At 43.1% G+C, this 20047-nt stretch carries 19 protein-coding genes; 1 reads left to right on the top strand and 18 read right to left on the bottom strand.

Annotation, left to right across the window (positions count from 1 at the left end):
* Nucleotides 1-116 precede the first annotated feature (116 nt).
* The 11 genes from M1F74_RS04110 to M1F74_RS04060 form a co-directional block, all read right to left on the bottom strand.
* Nucleotides 117-1412 carry an LCP family protein gene (locus M1F74_RS04110; protein ID WP_247946376.1) on the bottom strand — a complete coding sequence of 432 codons (1296 nt, stop codon included), beginning with the start codon at nucleotides 1410-1412 and terminating at the stop codon, nucleotides 117-119.
* Nucleotides 1409-2257 (bottom strand): prephenate dehydratase, encoded by an 849-nt coding sequence (gene pheA, locus M1F74_RS04105; RefSeq protein ID WP_247946375.1) that lies wholly within the window; start codon nucleotides 2255-2257, stop codon nucleotides 1409-1411. Before pheA ends, M1F74_RS04110 begins: the two co-directional genes overlap by 4 nt.
* Nucleotides 2254-2730, bottom strand: coding sequence for a shikimate kinase (locus M1F74_RS04100; protein WP_247946374.1), 477 nt, complete (start codon nucleotides 2728-2730; stop codon nucleotides 2254-2256). Before M1F74_RS04100 ends, pheA begins: the two co-directional genes overlap by 4 nt.
* Nucleotides 2723-4006, bottom strand: a complete 1284-nt coding sequence (aroA, locus tag M1F74_RS04095; protein ID WP_247946373.1) for a 3-phosphoshikimate 1-carboxyvinyltransferase — start codon at nucleotides 4004-4006, stop codon at nucleotides 2723-2725. The genes M1F74_RS04100 and aroA overlap by 8 nt, the downstream gene beginning before the upstream one ends.
* Before the next feature lie 90 nt (nucleotides 4007-4096).
* Nucleotides 4097-4435 carry a YlbF/YmcA family competence regulator gene (locus M1F74_RS04090; protein ID WP_000065973.1) on the bottom strand — a complete coding sequence of 113 codons (339 nt, stop codon included), beginning with the start codon at nucleotides 4433-4435 and terminating at the stop codon, nucleotides 4097-4099.
* Nucleotides 4436-4445: 10 nt separating this feature from the next.
* The gene (locus tag M1F74_RS04085; RefSeq protein ID WP_247946372.1) at nucleotides 4446-5549 is read right to left on the bottom strand and encodes a prephenate dehydrogenase; all 1104 of its coding nucleotides are present in this window, start codon (nucleotides 5547-5549) and stop codon (nucleotides 4446-4448) included.
* A 9-nt stretch (nucleotides 5550-5558) separates the two neighbouring features.
* Nucleotides 5559-6725, bottom strand: a complete 1167-nt coding sequence (gene aroC / locus M1F74_RS04080; protein WP_247946371.1) for a chorismate synthase — start codon at nucleotides 6723-6725, stop codon at nucleotides 5559-5561.
* A gap of 9 nt (nucleotides 6726-6734) precedes the next feature.
* The gene (aroB, locus tag M1F74_RS04075; protein WP_247946370.1) at nucleotides 6735-7802 is read right to left on the bottom strand and encodes a 3-dehydroquinate synthase; all 1068 of its coding nucleotides are present in this window, start codon (nucleotides 7800-7802) and stop codon (nucleotides 6735-6737) included.
* 18 nt (nucleotides 7803-7820) lie between these two features.
* The gene (locus M1F74_RS04070) at nucleotides 7821-8675 is read right to left on the bottom strand and encodes a shikimate dehydrogenase (RefSeq protein WP_247946369.1); all 855 of its coding nucleotides are present in this window, start codon (nucleotides 8673-8675) and stop codon (nucleotides 7821-7823) included.
* A complete protein-coding gene (gene aroD / locus M1F74_RS04065; RefSeq protein ID WP_247946368.1) occupies nucleotides 8665-9342 on the bottom strand; it encodes a type I 3-dehydroquinate dehydratase in 678 nt (225 codons plus the stop codon). The genes M1F74_RS04070 and aroD overlap by 11 nt, the downstream gene beginning before the upstream one ends.
* On the bottom strand, nucleotides 9339-10502 hold the full coding sequence (locus M1F74_RS04060) for a class I SAM-dependent rRNA methyltransferase (protein ID WP_247946367.1): 1164 nt from the start codon (nucleotides 10500-10502) through the stop codon (nucleotides 9339-9341). The genes aroD and M1F74_RS04060 overlap by 4 nt, the downstream gene beginning before the upstream one ends.
* 272 nt (nucleotides 10503-10774) lie before the next feature.
* On the opposite strand from M1F74_RS04060, the gene M1F74_RS04055 reads away from it, so the two are divergent.
* Entirely contained in the window at nucleotides 10775-12223 is a 1449-nt protein-coding gene (locus M1F74_RS04055) for an alpha-amylase (RefSeq protein WP_247946366.1), read from the top strand.
* A gap of 87 nt (nucleotides 12224-12310) precedes the next feature.
* Here the strand turns inward: M1F74_RS04055 and alaS are convergent, their stop codons facing one another.
* The 7 genes from alaS to M1F74_RS04020 form a co-directional block, all read right to left on the bottom strand.
* The gene (gene alaS, locus M1F74_RS04050) at nucleotides 12311-14929 is read right to left on the bottom strand and encodes an alanine--tRNA ligase (RefSeq protein WP_247946365.1); all 2619 of its coding nucleotides are present in this window, start codon (nucleotides 14927-14929) and stop codon (nucleotides 12311-12313) included.
* A gap of 21 nt (nucleotides 14930-14950) precedes the next feature.
* Nucleotides 14951-15436 (bottom strand): LURP-one-related/scramblase family protein, encoded by a 486-nt coding sequence (locus tag M1F74_RS04045; protein WP_247946364.1) that lies wholly within the window; start codon nucleotides 15434-15436, stop codon nucleotides 14951-14953.
* Between the two features lie 251 nt (nucleotides 15437-15687).
* Nucleotides 15688-16053 carry a DUF3021 family protein gene (locus tag M1F74_RS04040; protein WP_247946363.1) on the bottom strand — a complete coding sequence of 122 codons (366 nt, stop codon included), beginning with the start codon at nucleotides 16051-16053 and terminating at the stop codon, nucleotides 15688-15690.
* Nucleotides 16054-16239: 186 nt separating this feature from the next.
* The gene (locus M1F74_RS04035; protein ID WP_247946362.1) at nucleotides 16240-17310 is read right to left on the bottom strand and encodes an ABC transporter substrate-binding protein; all 1071 of its coding nucleotides are present in this window, start codon (nucleotides 17308-17310) and stop codon (nucleotides 16240-16242) included.
* Nucleotides 17307-18080, bottom strand: coding sequence for an ABC transporter permease (locus M1F74_RS04030; protein ID WP_247946361.1), 774 nt, complete (start codon nucleotides 18078-18080; stop codon nucleotides 17307-17309). The genes M1F74_RS04035 and M1F74_RS04030 overlap by 4 nt, the downstream gene beginning before the upstream one ends.
* On the bottom strand, nucleotides 18077-18883 hold the full coding sequence (locus M1F74_RS04025) for an ABC transporter permease (protein WP_247946360.1): 807 nt from the start codon (nucleotides 18881-18883) through the stop codon (nucleotides 18077-18079). The genes M1F74_RS04030 and M1F74_RS04025 overlap by 4 nt, the downstream gene beginning before the upstream one ends.
* Nucleotides 18864-20021, bottom strand: coding sequence for an ABC transporter ATP-binding protein (locus tag M1F74_RS04020; protein WP_000742901.1), 1158 nt, complete (start codon nucleotides 20019-20021; stop codon nucleotides 18864-18866). Before M1F74_RS04020 ends, M1F74_RS04025 begins: the two co-directional genes overlap by 20 nt.
* Nucleotides 20022-20047 lie beyond the last annotated feature (26 nt).

Genomic DNA, 20047 nt, shown 5'->3' with positions numbered 1-20047 from the left:
ATATCATTTTATTATACCATAAAAAAGCCTTAAAAATCTATCAGATAGTAAGAAAAACCAAAGCTCAGACCACCATTTCACTAGTGAATCAAACTTTGATTTTCATTTATCGCCTCTTATCTCATCCCCATTTGAGCGAGTTTGGTTTGGTATTTATTTTGATCGACAAGAAGTCCTTGCCCTCCATAGACATCATAAGCATCTACCCAGTCACCAAGTTCTGGTACTGTGAGTCTTTCAATTCCATTTTGAGCACCTTCTAGGACAGATAATCCATTGGTCAACAAGAAGCTATACGGTAGATTTGTTGATGTCATGCCAAAGACTTTTCCAAGTGCCTCTGATCCCGTAAAGAGCTTGGTTGGATCTTTGATTTGCTCAAGAACAGCTGACATGACTTGTTGCTGACGTTTGGTACGACCGTAGTCTCCCTCATCATCATCACGGAAGCGAGCATAGTTCAGCAAGGTGGATCCATTCATCTGCTGTTTTCCAACTTTGATAGTTTGAGTTGGCGACTCTGTCTCTGTTGCATGAAGGTCATCTCCAACTGTGGCTTCTGTCAAAGGTTGACCATTCAATGTTGAGAATTGGGCATCAATCGTTACTCCGTCAGGGAAGAGGGTATCAATGGCTGTTGCAAAGGCCTGAAAGTCAACTAGAGCATAGTACTTAATATCCAGATCAAAGTTGTCTTTTAGAACCTTGCGGACCATTTCAGCACCTTTTTGCCCTTCTTGTTCCCCAAGTTCATAAGCGACGTTTAGTTTGTTATCCATTTGTTTCTGGCCATTTACAATCTTACTATACCCGTCGATATAAACTAAGTTGTCACGCATAAAGCTGACTAGTTTGATCTTCTTATCCGATCCGCTGACATTCAGCACCATGATCGTATCGGTACGGGTTTCTGCACTATTTTGACCGATACGGCCATCTGTCCCCATGACTAGGATATTCACACCGTCTTTGGTATCCTGACCGTTAAAGACCTCTACCTGAGCTGCTTTAGCATCAGCTGGTTTATTTGTTGGATTTGCCGCTGACTGGAACCCTCGAAGAAACATAAAAATCATCCCTGCAAGCACACAGGTAATCAACAGCAGGAACCAAGTCAGGATTCGTTTGAAGCGAATTCTTCTTTTTTTCTTTTTGACTTTAGGCAGAGGAGCTACCTTTTCACGTCTCTTAGATCGACTTCTACTGCCATAAGTCGGAAGATCAATATCTCTACCCCAAGTTTCTTCTTTTTCTTCTTGGGAGAAGTGGTGAACTTCAGACTTGGGACCTGTCATTTTTTGCTGCAGATAATCAAACTCCCTCCGTTCACGATCGTTGAGGTAATGAATATTTTTGAAGAGATAGTCATAACGTAACTGCTCGTGATGACTTAAAGGATTTTCTTTGCTCATTGACTCTCCTTTTCTATATCAGTTATGGTAAAAATCGGGTAGGTTCCCAGTATCTTGTGCTGGATCCCAATGGCCTCTAGTTCTTGTCTGGCAAAATGAACCAGTTCTTTGTCACTATAGTCTATATCGATAATGAAAAAGTATTCTCCCAAGGCTGTTTTAAGGGGGCGACTTTCAATCTTTGTTAAGTCAATCCCCCTCCAAGCAAAGGTCGAAAGTGCCTTGTAAAGAGCACCAGGTAGGTTGTCTGGTAAGGTCAAGGCCAAACTCATTTTTTCAGCTTGCGAGTTCAAAGGAATCTTCGGTATCTCTTCCCCTAACACCCAAAAACGTGTGAAATTGGCTTCCATCTCCTGAATATCCTCTGCAATTAATTCCAAGCCATATTCTTCGGCAGAACTTCTTGGTGCAATGGCTGCGTATGGCTGGTCTGGATGTTCTGAAATAAATCGAGCTGCATAGGCAGTACTAGCGGTTACCTCTATTTTAGCATCTGGATAGTGTGCATCAATGAACCTCTTTCCTTGAGCCAGAGCCTGAGGATGAGAAAAGATCTTTTCAATTTTTGAGTGACCTGGAACCACCATCAACTGCTGGTGAATAGGCTGGACGATTTCTGCAACTGCTTGGATACGAGCCTGATGAAAAAGGTAATCCAAGGTTTCATGAACACTACCCTCGATAGAATTTTCAACTGGCACCACAGAATAATCCACCAAGCCTTGCTCATAAGCTTTGATAACATCTGTGATATTGGCAAAAGCCTGCAATTCCTCTTTGGGAAAGGCTGTCTGCACAACATGATGAGAAAAAGATCCCTTGGGACCTAGAAAGGCAATTTTCATCTCAGCTCCTCTATAATTTCCTCTTGGCTTAGCTTGGTCACATCTAGAACCCGACTGGCTACTTCCTCATACCAAGCTTGTCTTTCATGGAAAATACTGGCTAGTTCTTCTTTACTTTTGTTGAGAAAAAGCGGACGCTGGTTGTCCTTGTCAGCTGCGATACGTTGGTAGAGGGTTTCAAAATCTGCTTTTAGATAGATGTTATCAGGATTGGTTTTGAGCAAATCGCGATTTCTCTGAGAAATGACAACTCCTCCGCCAGTTGACACAACGTGATCCGTTTTTAGTAAGTCAGCTAGCACTTCTGACTCTACTTGACGAAAGGCCTCTTCTCCCTTTTCAGAGAAGAAATCCGCAATGGACATTCCTAAGCCTTCCTCGATTAAGGCGTCCATATCAATGTAGTCTGGGTCCAATCCTCTAGCGATTGTCGACTTGCCTGCCCCCATAAATCCGAGTAATACCTTAGCCATGAATCAAGCTCTCCAAATCATTAAAGAAGCTAGGATAGCTGGTATTGATGGCTTCAGCACGGTCAAGTTCCACTTCTCCATCCGCAACCAAGAGGGCTGCAATAGCTGTCATCATTCCGATACGATGGTCACCAAACGTATTGACTCTAGTGCCATGAAGTCTTGATTTTCCTTTGATAATCATCCCATCTGCTGTAGGAGTGATATCCGCCCCCATGCTATTTAAAGCATCTGCCACCACCTGAATGCGGTCGGTTTCCTTAACCTTGAGTTCTTCAGCATCCTTAATAACTGTTACACCTTGGGCTTGCGTCGCTAGAAGGGCAATAATAGGCAATTCATCAATCAAACGGGGAATCAAGGCTCCACCAATCTCTGTCCCTTTCAAGTCTGAAGACTCAACAGTCAAAGTAGCAGATTTAGCGACTGGGTCAATTTCAGTTATTTCTAGTTTTCCACCCATGGCACGAATGACATCAATAATACCAGTACGCGTTTCATTAATGCCCACATTCTGCAGCACCACACGAGAATTTGGAACAATCAAACCTGCGACCAACCAAAAGGCTGCACTGGAAATATCTCCTGGAACAACTACCTTTTGTCCGATCAGTTTTTGTGGTCCTTGAACTGTGATTTTTTTGCCATCCACACTTAAATGACCACCAAATTGCTGTAGCATATCTTCGGTGTGGTTGCGAGTACATTCTTTCTCGATAATAACGGACTCCCCCTGAGCCTGCAAGCCTGCAAATATCAAGGCAGACTTAACTTGAGCAGAGGCGATTGGCAACTCATAGTGAATAGGTGTTAGATTTTTTGTTCCTTTGAGGCGAAGAGGAGGCAGGTCTCGCTCAGTTTGCCCTGAAATACTAACGCCCATTTTTTTCAATGGAATCGTCACACGATCCATAGGACGTTTGGAAAGACTATCGTCTCCGAACATCTCTACTTCGAAGTCTGCACCAGCAAGGACACCTGAGATCAGACGAATCGAGGTGCCAGAATTTCCCATATCCAAGGCGTTTTGCGGAGCTTTTAAGCCATCCATGCCTACACCTTGAATGGTAATGACCCCATCTTTGTCCTCAATTTCAACACCAAGGTCACGAAAAACCTGCATGGTTGAAAGTACATCCTCTCCACGCAAAATATCATAAACCTTAGTCTCGCCCTCAGCCAAACTTCCAAAAATAATCGAACGATGGCTGATAGACTTGTCACCTGGAACCCGGATACTGCCATGTAAGTGGCGAATATTTGTTTTTAGTTTCATAGTTGACCTCATACTTGCAATACTTTTTCTTATTTTATCACAAAAAAGCCAGAAATTCCTGAAATTTCTGGCTTTTATACAGATAAAATACTATTTCAACAATTCTGAAACAGGTTCAAAGACAATTTTTTCAATGTCTGAAAGGTATATAGACAATTGTTGCTGTTTGGCAAAGAAATCTGACAAAAGAGCGTTCTCTTGGATTTGCTTACTGAAAGACTGCATCTTTTCTTGGAAAGAGGCGTCTGGCATTTGTCCCGTTTGCGCCATGACTTGGATTTCTTGCTGGAAAGCGAGATAGTCTGCAAAAATCTTGCTAGCTTGTTCATCAGCTTGGATGGCATCTTTTGCTGCCTTGACCGCCTTGTATTCTGGTAATTCGCGTAACCCACGACTGAGTTCATTTGCACTATCGTAAATATTTGACATGATTTTCTCCTTATTTGATGACGACTGTGTAGTCTGTATTTTCTGTAATTAAGCGCTCAGCTCGTTCCAGATCCTGAGCATTTTTAAAGGAAATTTGTAGAATCCCGTGAACATCCTCACGGTTTTCTTCGTTGATGTGAATGTTGACCAAGGAAGTTCCACGTAGCAATTCCAAAATCCGCAAGATGACATCTTCTTCATCGGGAACGTCGACATAGAGGTCGTAAAAGCTATCCACACCACCACGCTTATGGATTTCCATAGCCTGCCGTTGCTCACGTGCTTGATTGAAAAAGTTCCAAATTTGCTCTTCATCTCCCTTGCTGATAGACTGACCAATCGCTTCCAAACGCTCCTTGAAATCCGCAATTCGCTCTAGAATGGTCTCACGATTAGACAAGAGAATGGAAGTCCACATACCTGGCTCACTCTCTGCAATCCGAGTCATATCTCGAAAACCACCCGCTGCAAAGCGCCTTGCCATTTCATGTTCTTGAGCATAAACTGCTGTCTGCTCCATAAGGCTGGAAGCCAGAATATGAGGAAAATGGCTAATCTGAGAAGTCACCCGATCATGCTCCTTGGCATCAATCTCGATAAAACGAGCATGAAGGCCTGAAAGCAGATCCTTCATTTCCTCAAGTGTGTCAGGACTTGTCAGGCTCGAAGGTGTGAAGATATAGTAGGCATTTTCAAAGAGATTAACATCCGCAGAGGCAGCCCCTGTCTTGTGGCTACCGGCCATGGGATGGGCCCCGACAAAGCGAACAGGATTGCCAGCTAAATGTTCCTCCGCCGCATCCACGATGGCTGACTTGGTCGAGCCTGCATCCGAGATAATGACGCCTTCTTTCAAGTCTAAATCTGCCAACTCCTTAATAAAAGCAATGGTCTGCTTGATTGGCAAGGTCAGGATGATGACATCTGCTAGGGGAGCGAAACTGGCAAAATCATCCGTCGCACGGTCAATCATCCCCCGCTCCAAGGCAATGTCTCTCGAAGCCTGACTGCGATTATAACCCAAAATTTCATAATCAGGATGATCACGCTTAATACCGAGTGCCATAGAAGCACCAATCAAACCGAGACCTGTGATATAGATGGTTTTTGCCATAAGGACTCCTTAATAGTTCTTTGTATAGTCTCGGTGCTTGGCAACTGCCTCTTTTAATTCCTCTAGATTGTCAGATGAGAATTTTTCAAGGATTTCTTGCGCCAGAACCGTTGCCACAACAGCTTCCATGACCACACCTGCTGCTGGAAGGGCGGTCGGATCACTTCTCTCCACGGTTGCCTTGTAAGGTTCGTGGGTTTCGATATCCACACTCATAAGTGGTTTGTAGAGAGTGGGAATGGGTTTCATGACACCTCGAACAACGATGGGTTGCCCATTGGTCATACCACCTTCAAAACCACCTAGATTATTGGTGCGACGAGTATAGCCGTCTTCTCTAGACCAGAGAATTTCGTCCATGACTTGGCTGCCTTTTCGGTTACCAGCTTCAAACCCAAGACCAAATTCCACCCCTTTAAAGGCATTGATAGAGACGACAGCTTGGGCCAATCTGGCATCTAATTTTCGGTCCCATTGGACATAGGAACCGAGGCCGACTGGAACTCCTCCGACGACTGTCTCAACAACTCCACCGATGGTATCGCCGTCACGCTTGATTTGGTCAATATAGTCTTTGATTTCCTGTTCCCGTTCTTGGTTAACAATAGAAACTTCAGACTGGGCTGCCAGTTTCTTAATCTCTGCGACTGTTAAGTTTTCTGGAACATCGATTTCCTTACCACCAAAGACCACAACGTGGTTGGCAATCTCCATATCCAGCTCAGCTAAGAGACGTTTGGCTACCGCTCCAACTGCCACCCGCATGGTGGTTTCACGGGCAGACGAACGCTCCAAGGAATTTCGCAAATCATCAAAACGATACTTGATCCCCCCTACCAAGTCGGCGTGGCCTGGGCGAGGATGAGTGATTTTCCGCTTGCTTTTAAGGCGGTCTTCTATGTCTTCTGCAGACATGATATCTAGCCATTTTTGGTGGTCCTTATTGACGACATCCATGGTAATAGGAGCCCCAGTCGTCTTCCCATGGCGGACACCCGAAGTAAAGACAACCTGGTCACTCTCAATCTTCATACGACCACCACGTCCGTATCCACCCTGACGACGTTTCAAATCCTCATTGATGTCCTCTGCTGTCAAAGGAAGTCCAGCCGGAATTCCCTCGATGATAGTTGTCATACGGGGTCCGTGTGATTCTCCCGCAGTTAAATATCTCATACGTTCTCCTTATTTTACCAAGTAGTCTTTCATCTCTTCCAGAGAAACTGGGTGAATGGTCGCTGAACCAAGCTCTGGTACCAAGACCAATTTCAAGGTGTTCCCACGCGCTTTCTTATCATGAGTCAAAGCTTGATAAAGTTTATCAACATCCCAGTTTTCATAGTCAACAGGCAAACCAAATTTCTGACACATCTCTTTGATGGACTGGGTTATACCAGCTGGCATGAGGCCTTTTTCCTCAGCAACCTTGGAAATCTGCACCATGCCCATGGCCACGGCTTCTCCATGCATGACCTTGCCATAACCGGCAGTCGCTTCAATGGCATGGCCAATAGTGTGCCCAAAATTGAGGTAAAGGCGAACACCATTGTCCAACTCATCCTCAACCACCATCTTGCGCTTCACCTGACAAGAATGTTCAATCAAAGTCTCTGCATATTCCAGAATGCTCTCAATAGAACCATCTAGCTCCGTCAAGAGAGACCAAAGTTCTGGATCCTCAATCAAGCCGTACTTGATAACCTCACCCATTCCTTCAATCAACTCTCTTTTTCCGAGTGTTTCAAGGACAAGCGGATCAATCAGAACCCCATCAGGTTGGGCAAAAGTTCCCACCATATTTTTAGCAAATGGAGTGTTAACACCTGTCTTTCCACCGATAGAAGAATCAACCTGGGCTGTCAAACTAGTCGGAATCTGAACAAAGTGAATGCCCCGCATATAGGTAGAGGCTACAAAGCCAGCCAGGTCCCCAACGACACCACCACCAAGGGCCACAATTCCATCACTACGAGTCAGACCTTGCTTAACTAGAAATTCATAGACTTTCTGAACAGTGGTTAAATTCTTTCTTTCTTCGCCTTCTAAAAAGTCAAAAACAGCTACCTGAAAACCAGCATCTTCTAGGCTGAGTTTAACCTTCTCTGCATAGAGAGAGGCTACATGGTTATCTGTCACAATGACTACCTTTTGTGGTTGCCAGAGTTCACGCAACCATTGACCAGCATGGGCTAGACAACCTTTTTCAATCTGAATATCATAAGGATGATGAGGAATATCGATTCTGATTTTCATAGGAGAATCTCCCTTTCTTTATTGGTATTTTTCTGTTAAGGACTGCCAAATCTCGTCTGTCGGCATTTCTTTACCTGTCCACAGTTGAAAAGCTTCAGCAGCCTGATAGAGCAACATCCCCAGGCCATTGACGGCTGGATTGCCCTGACTTCTAGCCCATTTCAAAAATGGCGTCTCAAAGGGTTGGTAAATAATATCTGCCACCAAGAGAGTTTCTGGTAAGACTATGCTTTCAGGAACTGGGGATGATTTGCCATCCATCCCTACACTGGTCGCATTGACGAGTAGGTCCGACTCGGCAATCCTTGATTGCAGTTCAGAAAGATTTTCTAAAGCATACAAGTCCACTTTAAAGCCTGTTTGCTCCTGCAACTTGTCTAGGTAAGGTCTTGTTTTTTCCACGGAAGCTGAACGCACAAAGACAGAAATCTGACTGACGCCGTCCAAAATGGCTTGTGCCAATATTGATTTGGCCGCACCACCTGCGCCCAGAATGGTCATTTTCTTATCCGAGATTGTAAAAGAAGGCAAGCTCTTAAAAAATCCCTTGCCATCTGTATTATATCCAATTAAAGTGCCATTATGATTGACAACAGTATTGACCGCCCCAATCAAACGAGCCTCATCACTCAACTCATCCAGATAAGGAATAACCTGCTCCTTGTAAGGCATAGACAGGTTGATGCCAAACATCTGGTAACGGCGAATATTGGCGACTGTTTCTGCCAAATCACCCGCTTCAATCTCCCAAGCCACATAGGCACCATTAATAGCTGTCGCCTCAAAGGCCCTATTGTGGATAAAGGGTGAAATAGAGTGTTTGATGGGATTGGCAACAACTGCAGCTAAACGTGTATAGCCATCAAGCTTCATCCAGAATCTCCCTGATTTTTTTCATACTTGATAGAGAAATCTGACCCGGTGCACTGGCCGCATCCATGCTAGCAAAAGACCAGCTAGAACCTGTCACATCTGAAGTGATACGCGAAACCTTACCAATTTTCCCCATGGAAATAGTCACGTACTCTTGCTCAGGATTGAGTGTCTTGAAACCTCGCGTATAATTCATCAGATCCAAAACATCCTGAGCTGTATTTGCCATTACTGATACCTTGACCACTTTTGGAGTCAAGCTGGTTAATTCAGACAAGATTTCCATCATGTTTTCAGGTGTTTCTTGGAAATTGTGATAACTCAAGACCAGATTTGGAAAATCCAACATCTCCTCAAAAACATCCTTGTGGCTGAAATACTCAAAATCCACATAGTCTGGTTGGTAGAGTTGGGTCACTTCCTTGATGATTTGAACATACTCTTCTGAGGAAAGTTCGATTTCTCCTCCCTCAGCGCGAGTCCGAAGGGTAAAGACAAGTTCGCGTCCTGCAAATTTCTCAAAGATAGCGGGTGCTACCTGTAAAATAGCGTCCTTTGCAAGAAAGTCTGCACGCCACTCAATGATGTCGGCATCTTCATACCTAGTGGCATCCAGTTCTTGCGCTTCTTCTAAACTTTTTGGCATTACTGAGACGACTAATTTCATGTACTAACCTTCATACTAATCACCTTGAGGTAATTACTGCTTTCATCTTTTTTATTATAGGCAAAGTCTGCTGGAAGGCCATATTGGTTCAAGATCTGATACCTTCTTCCTGCAAAACCTTTATCAATTTGTTCTGTAAATTTCTGGCGGGAAACATTGGCAGCATTGGTACTGGCAATGATAATCCCTCCCGGATTTAAAATCTCTAGGCTCTGGGAAATCAACTTGTGATAATCCTTAGCTACAGAGAATGTTTGTTTTTTATTGCGGGCAAAACTAGGCGGATCAAGAACAATCACATCATAGGACAAGCCTTTTCGCTTGGCATACTTGAAGTACTCAAAGACATCCATAACGATAAAACGATGATTGTCCGTGCTAAATCCATTTGCCTGAAAATGAGCTTCTGACAACTCTCTGGACCGTTTGGCCAAATCGACAGAAGTTGTCTCACTCGCGCCTCCCATAGCTGTAGCAACAGAAAAGGCAGCCGTATAGGAAAACATATTGAGCAAGGATTTGCCCATGGCTAGACCGTCAACCAGACTCCCACGAACTTCATGCTGGTCTAGAAAAATCCCTGTCATCAAGCCATCATTCATAAAGACTTGATAGAGCACGCCATTCTCAAGAACAGTAAAATAGTCTGGCGCTTCCTCACCATAAACATAGGCAGACTCGTAGTCTAGACCTTTAAAACGAATCTTCTCATAAGCACCCAAGACCTCAGGAAAAACTTCCTTAAAAGCCTTTACTATCAACTTCCGAATCTGGTAAACAAAGGAGTTGTACCACGAAAAGACAGCATAATCTCCGTAGAGATCAACAGTCAGACCGCCAAAGCCATCCCCCTCTTGGTTAAAAAGGCGAAAGGCAGTAGTCAAGTCATCCTGATAATAAGGCTTTCTAACTTCCTTGGCCTTACGAAACAGAGCTTCAAAAAAGATTTGGTTAAAGCTAACCTTTTCCTTACTGACCATCCAGCCGATGCCTTTGTTCTGCTGAGAAAGATAGGCGCTCCCTAAAAACTTCCCGTCTTGACTAAGAACTTCTACTGCCTGATCCGTCAGATCAATATCTGTTAAATCACTTGCTTCCAAAAGAACTAGACCCTTAGCTAGCTTTTTTTCAACATGTCTGCTGACCCTAATTCTATTCATAGCTACTATTATAGCAAATTTTATGACAATTCTCAAAAAAGAAACCGCTTATCCATTTTTACTTTAGTTTACTAAGTGCCATTTTTGTTAAAACAAGTTTATTCCATTTACTTTTTCACCAAAACATCTTTTCCCTTATAATGGAAGGAGAGATTCTATTCGCTAAAAATAGACAATTCTAGAAATGAGTATAGAAAATTGCGCAAACGTTTGCCTAGTTCTAAACTTTATGGTAGAATAAAACACAACATTGATAAGCAAGAGGAAAAACAATGCAAAATCAGACACTTATGCAATACTTTGAATGGTATCTGCCTCACGACGGCCAACACTGGACGCGACTGACAAATGATGCAGAGCACCTAGCAAACCTTGGTATCAGCCATGTCTGGATGCCACCTGCCTTCAAGGCAACCAACGAAAAAGATGTCGGCTATGGTGTTTACGATCTTTTTGACCTAGGTGAATTTCACCAAAAAGGGACTGTCCGTACCAAGTATGGGGTTAAAGAAGACTATCTTCAAGCCATTCAAGCCCTAAAGGCTCAGGGAATTCGACCTATGGCCGATGTGGTGCTCAATCACAAGGCTGCTGCCGATCACATGGAATCCTTTCAGGTTATTGAAGTGGACCCTGAGGACCGTACCGTTCAACTAAGCGAGCCCTTCACTATCAATGGCTGGACTCACTTTACTTTCGATGGTCGTCAAAATACCTACAATGACTTCCACTGGCACTGGTACCACTTTACTGGCACAGACTATGATGCCAAACGTCGTAAGTCTGGCATTTACCTGATCCAGGGAGACAATAAAGGTTGGGCAAATGAGGAATTGGTCGATAACGAAAACGGTAACTACGACTACCTCATGTATGCCGACCTAGACTTTAAGCATCCTGAAGTCATCCAAAACATCTATGACTGGGCTGACTGGTTCATGGAAACGACTGGTGTAGCTGGTTTCCGCTTGGATGCCGTTAAGCACATCGACTCCTTCTTTATGGGCAATTTCATTCGTGATATGAAGGAAAAATACGGTCAAGATTTCTATGTTTTCGGAGAATTTTGGAACCCTGACAAGGAAGCTAACCTAGACTATCTCGAGAAAATAGAAGAACGTTTTGACCTTGTCGATGTTCGCCTCCACCAAAACCTCTTTGAAGCTAGCCATGCTGGAGCAAGCTACGACCTTCGTAACATTTTCACAGATAGCTTGGTTGAACTAAAGCCCGATAAGGCTGTGACCTTTGTCGACAACCACGATACTCAACGAGGACAAGCCCTTGAGTCTACTGTTGAAGAATGGTTCAAGCCAGCAGCCTATGCCCTTATTCTATTACGCCAAGATGGGCTTCCATGTGTCTTTTACGGAGACTATTATGGTATTTCTGGGCAATTTGCTCAACAAGATTTCAAAGAAGTTCTTGACCGTCTCCTAGCCATCCGAAAAGATTTAGCCTATGGAGAGCAAACAGACTACTTTGACGATGCTAACTGTATCGGTTGGGTTCGTTCAGGTGCTGAACATCAATCCCCAATCGCAGTCTTGATTTCAAATGACCAAGAAAATAGCAAGTCTATGTTTGTCGGGCAAGAATGGGCTGACCAAACTTTCGTAGATTTACTTGGAAACCACCACGATCAAGTTACAATCAATGCTGAAGGTTATGGAGAATTCCCAGTAGCAGCGGGTTCAGTCAGTGTCTGGGCAACAAAATAAACCTATCAGTTACAAGTCAAATCCAACCGGATTTGGCTTTTTTGTATGCACAAAAAGACCTACCCAAAGGGATAGATCTTTAATGTCTTATAATTTACCTGCTACTGCATCCAAGAGTTCTTGTATTTTCGCTTGGTTGCTTCCTCCTGCCATGGCCATGTCTGGTTTACCACCACCACGTCCATCGACGATTGGAGCCAATTCTTTGACAAGGTTTCCTGCATGAAGGTCTTTTGTCTTGCTTGCTACAAGGACATTGACTTTGTCGCCAATAGCTGCGACTAAGACAAGCACATCAGAATAGTCTTTTTGTTTCCAGTTATCCGCAAAGGTACGAAGGGCACCTGCATCTGATACAGAAACTTGGCTTGCAATGTAACGGTGTCCGTTGACTTCCTTCACATCCTTGAAGACATCGCCTGCGGCTGCGGCTGCGGCTTTTTCTTTCAATTCTGCATTTTCTTTTTGAAGCTGACGAAGTTGTTCTTGAAGTCCTTCAACCTTATGAGGAACTTCCTTGAGTTGAGGTGCTTTCAAGGTTGCTGCGACGGCTTTCAGAGCGTCTTCTTGTTCGCGGTAGGCTTCAAAGGCTTCCTTACCAGTCACTGCCAAGATACGGCGAGTTCCTGATCCGATTCCTTCTTCTTTGACGATCTTGAAGAGACCAATCTCAGAAGTGTTGCCAACGTGGGTACCACCACAAAGCTCAACTGAGTAATCACCGATGGTCACAACACGAACTTCTTTACCGTATTTCTCACCAAAGAGGGCCATAGCTCCCATTTCTTTAGCAGTATCAATATCTGTCTCAACAGTTTCTACAGCAATTGCTTCCCAAATTTTCTCATTAACTTGCTGTTCAATGGCGCGCAATTCTTCAGGAGTCACAGCTTGGAAGTGAGTAAAGTCAAAGCGAAGAAATTCGACTTCGTTCAGAGATCCTGCTTGAGTTGCGTGGCTACCAAGGATATTGTGAAGAGCCGCATGAAGCAAGTGAGTCGCCGTGTGGTTCTTCATGACACGAAGACGACGGTCAGTATCAATAGCCAAGGCGTATTCTTGGTTCAAAGCAAGAGGAGCAAGAACTTCAACAGTATGAAGAGCTTGGCCATTTGGTGCTTTTTGAACATCTGTCACAGTAGCTACAATATTTCCAGTAACGTCCAAGATTTGACCGTGGTCAGCCACTTGTCCACCCATTTCCGCGTAGAATGGTGTTTCCGCAAAGATAAGAGAGGCAGTTCCTCCAGAAACAGCTTCTACTTCAGCATTGTCAGCTACGATTGCCACTAATTTAGAAGACAATTGAGATACTTCATAGTTAAAGACACTCTCCACTGTGATGTTCTGAAGGGTTTCATTTTGCATTCCCATTGAGCCACCTTTGACAGCTGACGCACGCGCACGTTCTTGCTGCTCTTTCATTGCAGCTTCAAAACCATCGCGGTCTACTGTCATACCCGCTTCTTCTGCGATTTCTTCGGTCAATTCTACTGGGAAGCCGTAAGTGTCGTAGAGTTTAAAGACATCTTGCCCAGCAATCAAAGATTGACCTTTTTCTTTCAAGTCTGCTACGATACCTTGAGCAAAGTGTTGACCTGAATGAAGGGTACGGGCAAATGACTCTTCTTCGCTCTTGATGATTTTTTCGATAAAGTCACGTTTTTCAAGCACTTCTGGGTAGTAGCTTTCCATGATTTTTCCAACAGTTGGAACGAGTTTGTAAAGGAAAGGCTCGTTGATACCCAATTTTTGACCGTGCATGGAAGCACGACGAAGGAGACGACGAAGGACATAACCACGGCCTTCATTTCCCGGAAGAGCACCATCACCGATGGCAAATGAAAGGGAACGGATGTGGTCTGCGATGACCTTGAAGCTCATGTTGTCGCCATCTTGGTCATAGACCTTACCAGACAATTTCTCAACTTCACGGATAATCGGCATAAAGAGGTCAGTTTCAAAGTTTGTCTTAGCCCCTTGGATAACCGCCACCAAACGCTCCAAACCAGCACCCGTATCAATATTCTTGTGTGGCAATTCCTTGTACTCGCTACGAGGAACAGCAGGGTCTGCGTTAAATTGTGACAAAACGATGTTCCAGATTTCGATGTAACGGTCGTTTTCGATATCTTCTGCAAGAAGACGAATACCGATATTTTCTGGATCAAAGGCTTCTCCACGGTCAAAGAAGATCTCTGTATCTGGTCCAGAAGGTCCAGCACCGATTTCCCAGAAATTATCCTCGATTGGGATCAAGTGACTTGGATCTACACCAACAGCAATCCAACGATTGTATGAATCTTTGTCATCAGGGTAATAAGTCATGTAAAGTTTTTCAGCTGGAAAGTCAAACCATTCTGGGCTTGTCAAAAGCTCATAAGCCCAAGTGATAGCTTCATCACGGAAGTAATCCCCGATAGAGAAGTTCCCCAACATTTCAAACATAGTATGGTGACGCGCAGTTTTTCCGACATTTTCGATGTCGTTGGTACGGATAGCCTTTTGCGCATTGGTGATACGTGGATTTTCAGGTTTGATAGTCCCGTCAAAGTATTTCTTAAGGGTTGCTACCCCAGAGTTAATCCATAAAAGAGTTGGGTCATTTACAGGAACCAAACTCACTGATGGTTCTACAGAGTGACCTTTGCTTGCCCAGAAGTCAAGCCACATTTGGCGAACTTGAGCACTAGATAATTGTTTCATAATATCTCCTTATTTACTTATTTAATTTGATTGGCTTTCCAGCATCTCCACATAGTCAATTGCGACACAAAGGGAAATGACCAGATCTGCATAAGAGTCTTCATAGACGGTTACAGTATAGGTAGAGGTTAAATGAAAAAGTTCCTTGGTAATCTCAGCAATCACTTGATCACGATCATCTAGGAGTCTAAAATTCAAATCCCAAATATTTCCTTCTATACGAAGACCAAGGTTGTCAAATTCATACTTATCTCTAAAGAAAGTCAACTTCTTTCGGATATAGAAACTATCTCCATTACTGAGTTGAATCTCAAAGCGTGGCATAAAGGTAAGAATTTCTTTACTAATTCCACTGACCTGTTCACCAACTGCATCGTAGATGGTAAAAGTCTTTGGGATTTTGAAAAATGAACCTTCAACCTGATAGGCAACATTGCCCATTTCATCTTTGATATCAAAGCGTTCACCACCTAGGCGAAATTTTTGTTTGACATGAAATGTTCTCATAAACACCTCCAAAATTAAAAGACAAATCCATATCACGAAGGGCGAAAAACCGCGGTACCACCTTCATTCAATGAACTTGTCATTCTTGATTCTTATGCAATTGTTACAATCGAGTAGCATGATTTTCTATCTTAGATGGCTCGCAGCACCGCCAATTCTCTGAACTAAGATGGAGAGAAAATCAATTCTCAACTCTAGTATTATACCGTTTTTGAAGAGGTTCGTCAAGTTTAATAACCATGAAGTAAAACTCATTTTTTTAACAGTTTACCAAATATTATATAGGCGATAGACCACAAGAAACATCCAACCAATAAGAATTGGCCTAAAACAATGAGATAATCCAAAATTGAGATCAACTTATACCATCCACTAAATAGAAGACAGGGAAGAACAGTAAAAAGCATAATGATAAAATGTATAATAGATTGTTTAAATAGCGACCATTTTTCAATTTCATAAATTACCGAGGCTGATGCTATCGAGGTAGCAATAATGCCAACCAAAAATGTACTTTTAACCTGAAAAATATCAATCCCTTGAAGTCTCATAAAAATTGCCAAACTGGTCATAATGACAAAAGGAATCATTCCTCTAAAAATAGCTTTTTTAATCATAGCTACTACCTCAATCATAAATTAAAATGCCTTTAACTCTATCGAAATTATAGCATAGTTAAGTATATTTTTCTACTAATTCATAATCTATTTTAATAAATAACCTAGCCATAAAATGGTTAATTTTCTATGGCTAGGTTTTATTTTTTTGTCTGATTGAAATTATTTCCGATAGCAGATAATCTCTTACTTTCGATACATCTTAAATTGTAGGAAGAGGTCACTGTAAATTCCTGTCCATTTATGGTCAAATTTTTCATAAACTTCTAGGTGTTTCATAGTATCTGCATCTGGATAGAAGGACTTGTCCTCTTTTGTCTCCTCAGGGAGCATTTCCTTAGCAGCATTGTTTGGTGTTGAATAACCGACATATTCTGCATTTTTCAGAGCATTTTCAGGCTTCAACATGAAGTTGATAAAGGCATAGGCAGCATCCTGGTTCTTGACAGTTTTAGGAATAACCATGTTGTCAAACCAGAGGTTGCTTGCTTCTGTCGGAACGACATATTTGAGGTTAGGATTCTTTTCCAACATCTGGCTGGCTTCCCCTGAGAAAGTCACACCGATAGCAGCATTGTTCTGAATCATGTAACCCTTCATCTCATCGGCTACAATAGCCTTGATATTAGGAGTTAGCTCATAAAGTTTATCGACCGTTTGTGACAGTTGTTGTGGATCTTTAGAGTTGAGGCTATAGCCTAGTGAGTTAAGACCTAACCCAAGCACTTCACGCGCCCCATCAAAGAGCATGATCGAATCCTTGTATTCTGGTTTCCAGAGGTCATCCCAATGTTCAGGTGCTTCTTCTACCATGGTTTCATTGTAGACAATTCCCAAAGTCCCCCAGAAGTATGGGATCGAGTACTTGTTGTTTGGGTCAAAAGACTGGTTGAGGAACTCAGGTCCGATATTTTCGATTCCTTCAATTTTTGAATAATCGAGTGGTATCAAGAGGTCTTCGTCCTTCATCTTATTAATCATGTACTCACTCGGGATGGCAATATCGTAGGTTGTTCCACCCTGCTTGATTTTGGTATACATGGCTTCGTTGGAGTCAAAGGTCTCGTACTGGACTTGGATACCTGTTTCTTCTGTGAATTGCTCCAAGAGTTCGGGATCGATATAATCCCCCCAGTTGTAGATAACCAGTTTCTGACTATCTCGGCTGTTGATTTTACTATCTAGATGCGTCGCAATTCCCCACAAGACAAGGATAATTGCTACAATTCCTGCTAAAAATGAATAGAGTTTTTTCATGCTTGCTCCTCCTTCTCACGTGAGATAAAGTAATAACCTACAACTAGGATAATACTAAAGAGAAAGACAAGGGCAGACAGGGCATTGATTTCTAGCGAAATTCCCTTACGAGCACGAGAGTAAATCTCGACTGACAGAGTCGAAAAGCCATTTCCCGTTACAAAGAAGGTCACGGCAAAGTCATCTAGCGAATAGGTGAAGGCCATGAAATAACCTGCAATGATAGACGGAGTCAGGTAAGGAAGCATGATTTCCTTAAACATCTGAAACTGACTGGCGCCAAGGTCATAAGCCGCATGAATCATGTCATCATTCATCTCCTTGATACGAGGCAAGACCATCAAGACCACGATAGGGATGGAAAAGGCCACATGACTAGATAGAACCGTCAAAAATCCAAGTGAAAACTTAAGTTGTGTAAAGAGAATCAAGAAGCTGGCACCAATCATAACGTCAGGCGCAACCATGAGAATATTATTGAGTGATAGAAAGGCTTCTTGGTATTTCTTACGAGACTGATAGATATAGATGGCACCGAAAGTCCCAATAATAGTCGCTATCAAGGCTGATAGAAAGGCCAAGAAAAAGGTTTGGGTGAGGATCAACATAAGGCGACCATCACCAAACATGGTTTGAAAATGGCTCAAGCTAAAACCAGTAAAGCTGTTCATATCATCGCCAGCATTAAAGGCATAGCCAATCAAGTAAAAAATTGGCAAGTAAAGGATGATAAAGACAAAGGCTAGGTAGAGATTGGCAAATTTTTTCATCGTTCTCTCCTTTCCTTGGTCACCCACATGGTGATGAACATAGTCAGGATGAGAATCACACCGATGGTGGAACCCATACCGTAGTTGTCATTGGTCAGGAAGTTCTGCTCAATAGCCGTTCCCAGTGTGATAACACGGTTCCCACCAATCAAACGTGTCAGCATGAAGAGACTCAAACTTGGGATAAAGACGGATTGAACCCCACTTCGCACTCCATTCATAGACAGAGGGAAAATAACGTGGCGGAAGGTTTCCCACTTGGTCGCACCGAGGTCATAGCTGGCATTGATGAGATTATTGTCCATATCATCCAAGACATTGAAAATCGGCAAAATCATAAAGGGAAGCTCGATGTAGCTTGCGACAAAAATAAAGGAGAAATCCGTAAAGAGCAACTGTTGCGAACCGATTCCGATAAATTCTAGAAATTGGTTAATGGAGCCATCTTGACCAAAAATCCCGATAAAGGCATAGGCCTTTAGGAGGAGATTGATCCAAGTCGGCAGGATAATCAGCATGAGCCAGAGTTGACGGTGCTTGAGACGGGTCAAAAAGAGAGCTGTTGGATAGCTGATGAAAAGAGTCACTAGGGTCACAATCCCTGCATAGAGCACAGAGTTGAAGCTCATTTTGAGATAGGTCAAGTTTTGTGACGCAAAGTAAGATTTATAGTTTTCTAAGCTGAACTGCCCTTCAATATTGAAAAAGGATTGCCCAAAAATCAAGACCAAGGGTGCCAATACAAAGAGTGCAATCCAAAGCATGTAGGGCACTACAAAGAGTTTAGAGGTTGTTTTCTTCATCTCTTTCCTCCTCGATCGCGTTAATCAGACCTGCTTCTTGCTCTTCGATTTCTACGTATTCTTCGATACGAGCATCGAACTCTTCTTCGGTTTCGTTGAGACGCATGATATGGATATCTTCTGGTTCAAAGTCCAGACCGATTTCCTCACCCACAATGGCCTTACGAGTCGAGTGAATCATCCATTCATTTCCGAGTTCGTCATAGGCGATAATCTCGTAGTGAACCCCACGGAAGAGCTGGGTATCGACCTTAACTTGGAGCTTGCCTTCTTCAGGAAGAGTAATACGCAAGTCCTCTGGACGAATAACAACCTCAACAGGTTCATTTGGCTTCATCCCTCCATCGACCGCTTCAAAACGTTTGCCATTGAACTCAACCAAGTAGTCCTCAATCATGGTTCCCGGCAAGATGTTGGACTCACCGATAAAGGTGGCAACAAAATGGTTAATGGGCTCATCGTAGATATCCACAGGTGTTCCTGACTGGACAATCTCGCCATCATTCATAACGAAAATCCAGTCACTCATAGCCAGGGCTTCCTCCTGATCGTGAGTGACAAAGACAAAGGTAATCCCCAATCGTTGTTGCAGTTCACGCAGTTCGTACTGCATGTCTGTTCGCAATTTCAAGTCCAACGCTGACAAAGGCTCATCCAACAAGACCACACGAGGTTGGTTGATGATGGCGCGGGCAATAGCCACACGCTGCCGTTGTCCTCCAGAGAGTTTACGGATGGAACGTTTTTCGTAACCTTCCAACTGAACCATCTTGAGAACTTCTGCTACACGCTGCTCGATTTCTTTCTTGTCGATTTTACGCAAGCGGAGTGGAAAGGCAACATTTTCAAACACATTCATATGTGGAAACAAGGCATAGGATTGAAAGACCGTATGGACGTCTCGCTTGTTGGTCGGGATATCATTGATCCGCACCCCGTCCAGTAAAATATCTCCTGTCGTCGCATCCAGTAAACCTGCAATGATGTTCAGAATAGTTGATTTCCCTGAACCAGATGCGCCTAGTAGGGTGTAGAACTTCCCTTCTTCCAACTCAAAGTTAATGTCCTTGAGAACCTTGGTGTTGCTATCTTCAAAAACTTTAGAGACGTTTTTGAATTCGATAATTGGTTTTTTCAATTGGCATAAATTCCTTCTTTTTCATA

Source organism: Streptococcus oralis (assembly GCF_023109315.1).
Classification (GTDB): Bacteria; Bacillota; Bacilli; order Lactobacillales; family Streptococcaceae; genus Streptococcus; species Streptococcus oralis_BS.
Note: the sequence above shows the minus strand (reverse complement) of the source record. Positions and strands in the feature narration are given on the sequence as shown.

Bases quoted from the DNA above. Each gene is read 5' to 3' on its own strand.
- M1F74_RS04110 (WP_247946376.1), bottom strand. From the start codon at position 1,412: ATGAGCAAAGAAAATCCTTTAAGTCATCACGAGCAGTTACGTTATGAC.
- pheA (WP_247946375.1), bottom strand. From the start codon at position 2,257: ATGAAAATTGCCTTTCTAGGTCCCAAGGGATCTTTTTCTCATCATGTT.
- M1F74_RS04100 (WP_247946374.1), bottom strand. From the start codon at position 2,730: ATGGCTAAGGTATTACTCGGATTTATGGGGGCAGGCAAGTCGACAATC.
- aroA (WP_247946373.1), bottom strand. From the start codon at position 4,006: ATGAAACTAAAAACAAATATTCGCCACTTACATGGCAGTATCCGGGTT.
- M1F74_RS04090 (WP_000065973.1), bottom strand. From the start codon at position 4,435: ATGTCAAATATTTACGATAGTGCAAATGAACTCAGTCGTGGGTTACGC.
- M1F74_RS04085 (WP_247946372.1), bottom strand. From the start codon at position 5,549: ATGGCAAAAACCATCTATATCACAGGTCTCGGTTTGATTGGTGCTTCT.
- aroC (WP_247946371.1), bottom strand. From the start codon at position 6,725: ATGAGATATTTAACTGCGGGAGAATCACACGGACCCCGTATGACAACT.
- aroB (WP_247946370.1), bottom strand. From the start codon at position 7,802: ATGAAAATCAGAATCGATATTCCTCATCATCCTTATGATATTCAGATT.
- M1F74_RS04070 (WP_247946369.1), bottom strand. From the start codon at position 8,675: ATGAAGCTTGATGGCTATACACGTTTAGCTGCAGTTGTTGCCAATCCC.
- aroD (WP_247946368.1), bottom strand. From the start codon at position 9,342: ATGAAATTAGTCGTCTCAGTAATGCCAAAAAGTTTAGAAGAAGCGCAA.
- M1F74_RS04060 (WP_247946367.1), bottom strand. From the start codon at position 10,502: ATGAATAGAATTAGGGTCAGCAGACATGTTGAAAAAAAGCTAGCTAAG.
- M1F74_RS04055 (WP_247946366.1), top strand. From the start codon at position 10,775: ATGCAAAATCAGACACTTATGCAATACTTTGAATGGTATCTGCCTCAC.
- alaS (WP_247946365.1), bottom strand. From the start codon at position 14,929: ATGAAACAATTATCTAGTGCTCAAGTTCGCCAAATGTGGCTTGACTTC.
- M1F74_RS04045 (WP_247946364.1), bottom strand. From the start codon at position 15,436: ATGAGAACATTTCATGTCAAACAAAAATTTCGCCTAGGTGGTGAACGC.
- M1F74_RS04040 (WP_247946363.1), bottom strand. From the start codon at position 16,053: ATGATTAAAAAAGCTATTTTTAGAGGAATGATTCCTTTTGTCATTATG.
- M1F74_RS04035 (WP_247946362.1), bottom strand. From the start codon at position 17,310: ATGAAAAAACTCTATTCATTTTTAGCAGGAATTGTAGCAATTATCCTT.
- M1F74_RS04030 (WP_247946361.1), bottom strand. From the start codon at position 18,080: ATGAAAAAATTTGCCAATCTCTACCTAGCCTTTGTCTTTATCATCCTT.
- M1F74_RS04025 (WP_247946360.1), bottom strand. From the start codon at position 18,883: ATGAAGAAAACAACCTCTAAACTCTTTGTAGTGCCCTACATGCTTTGG.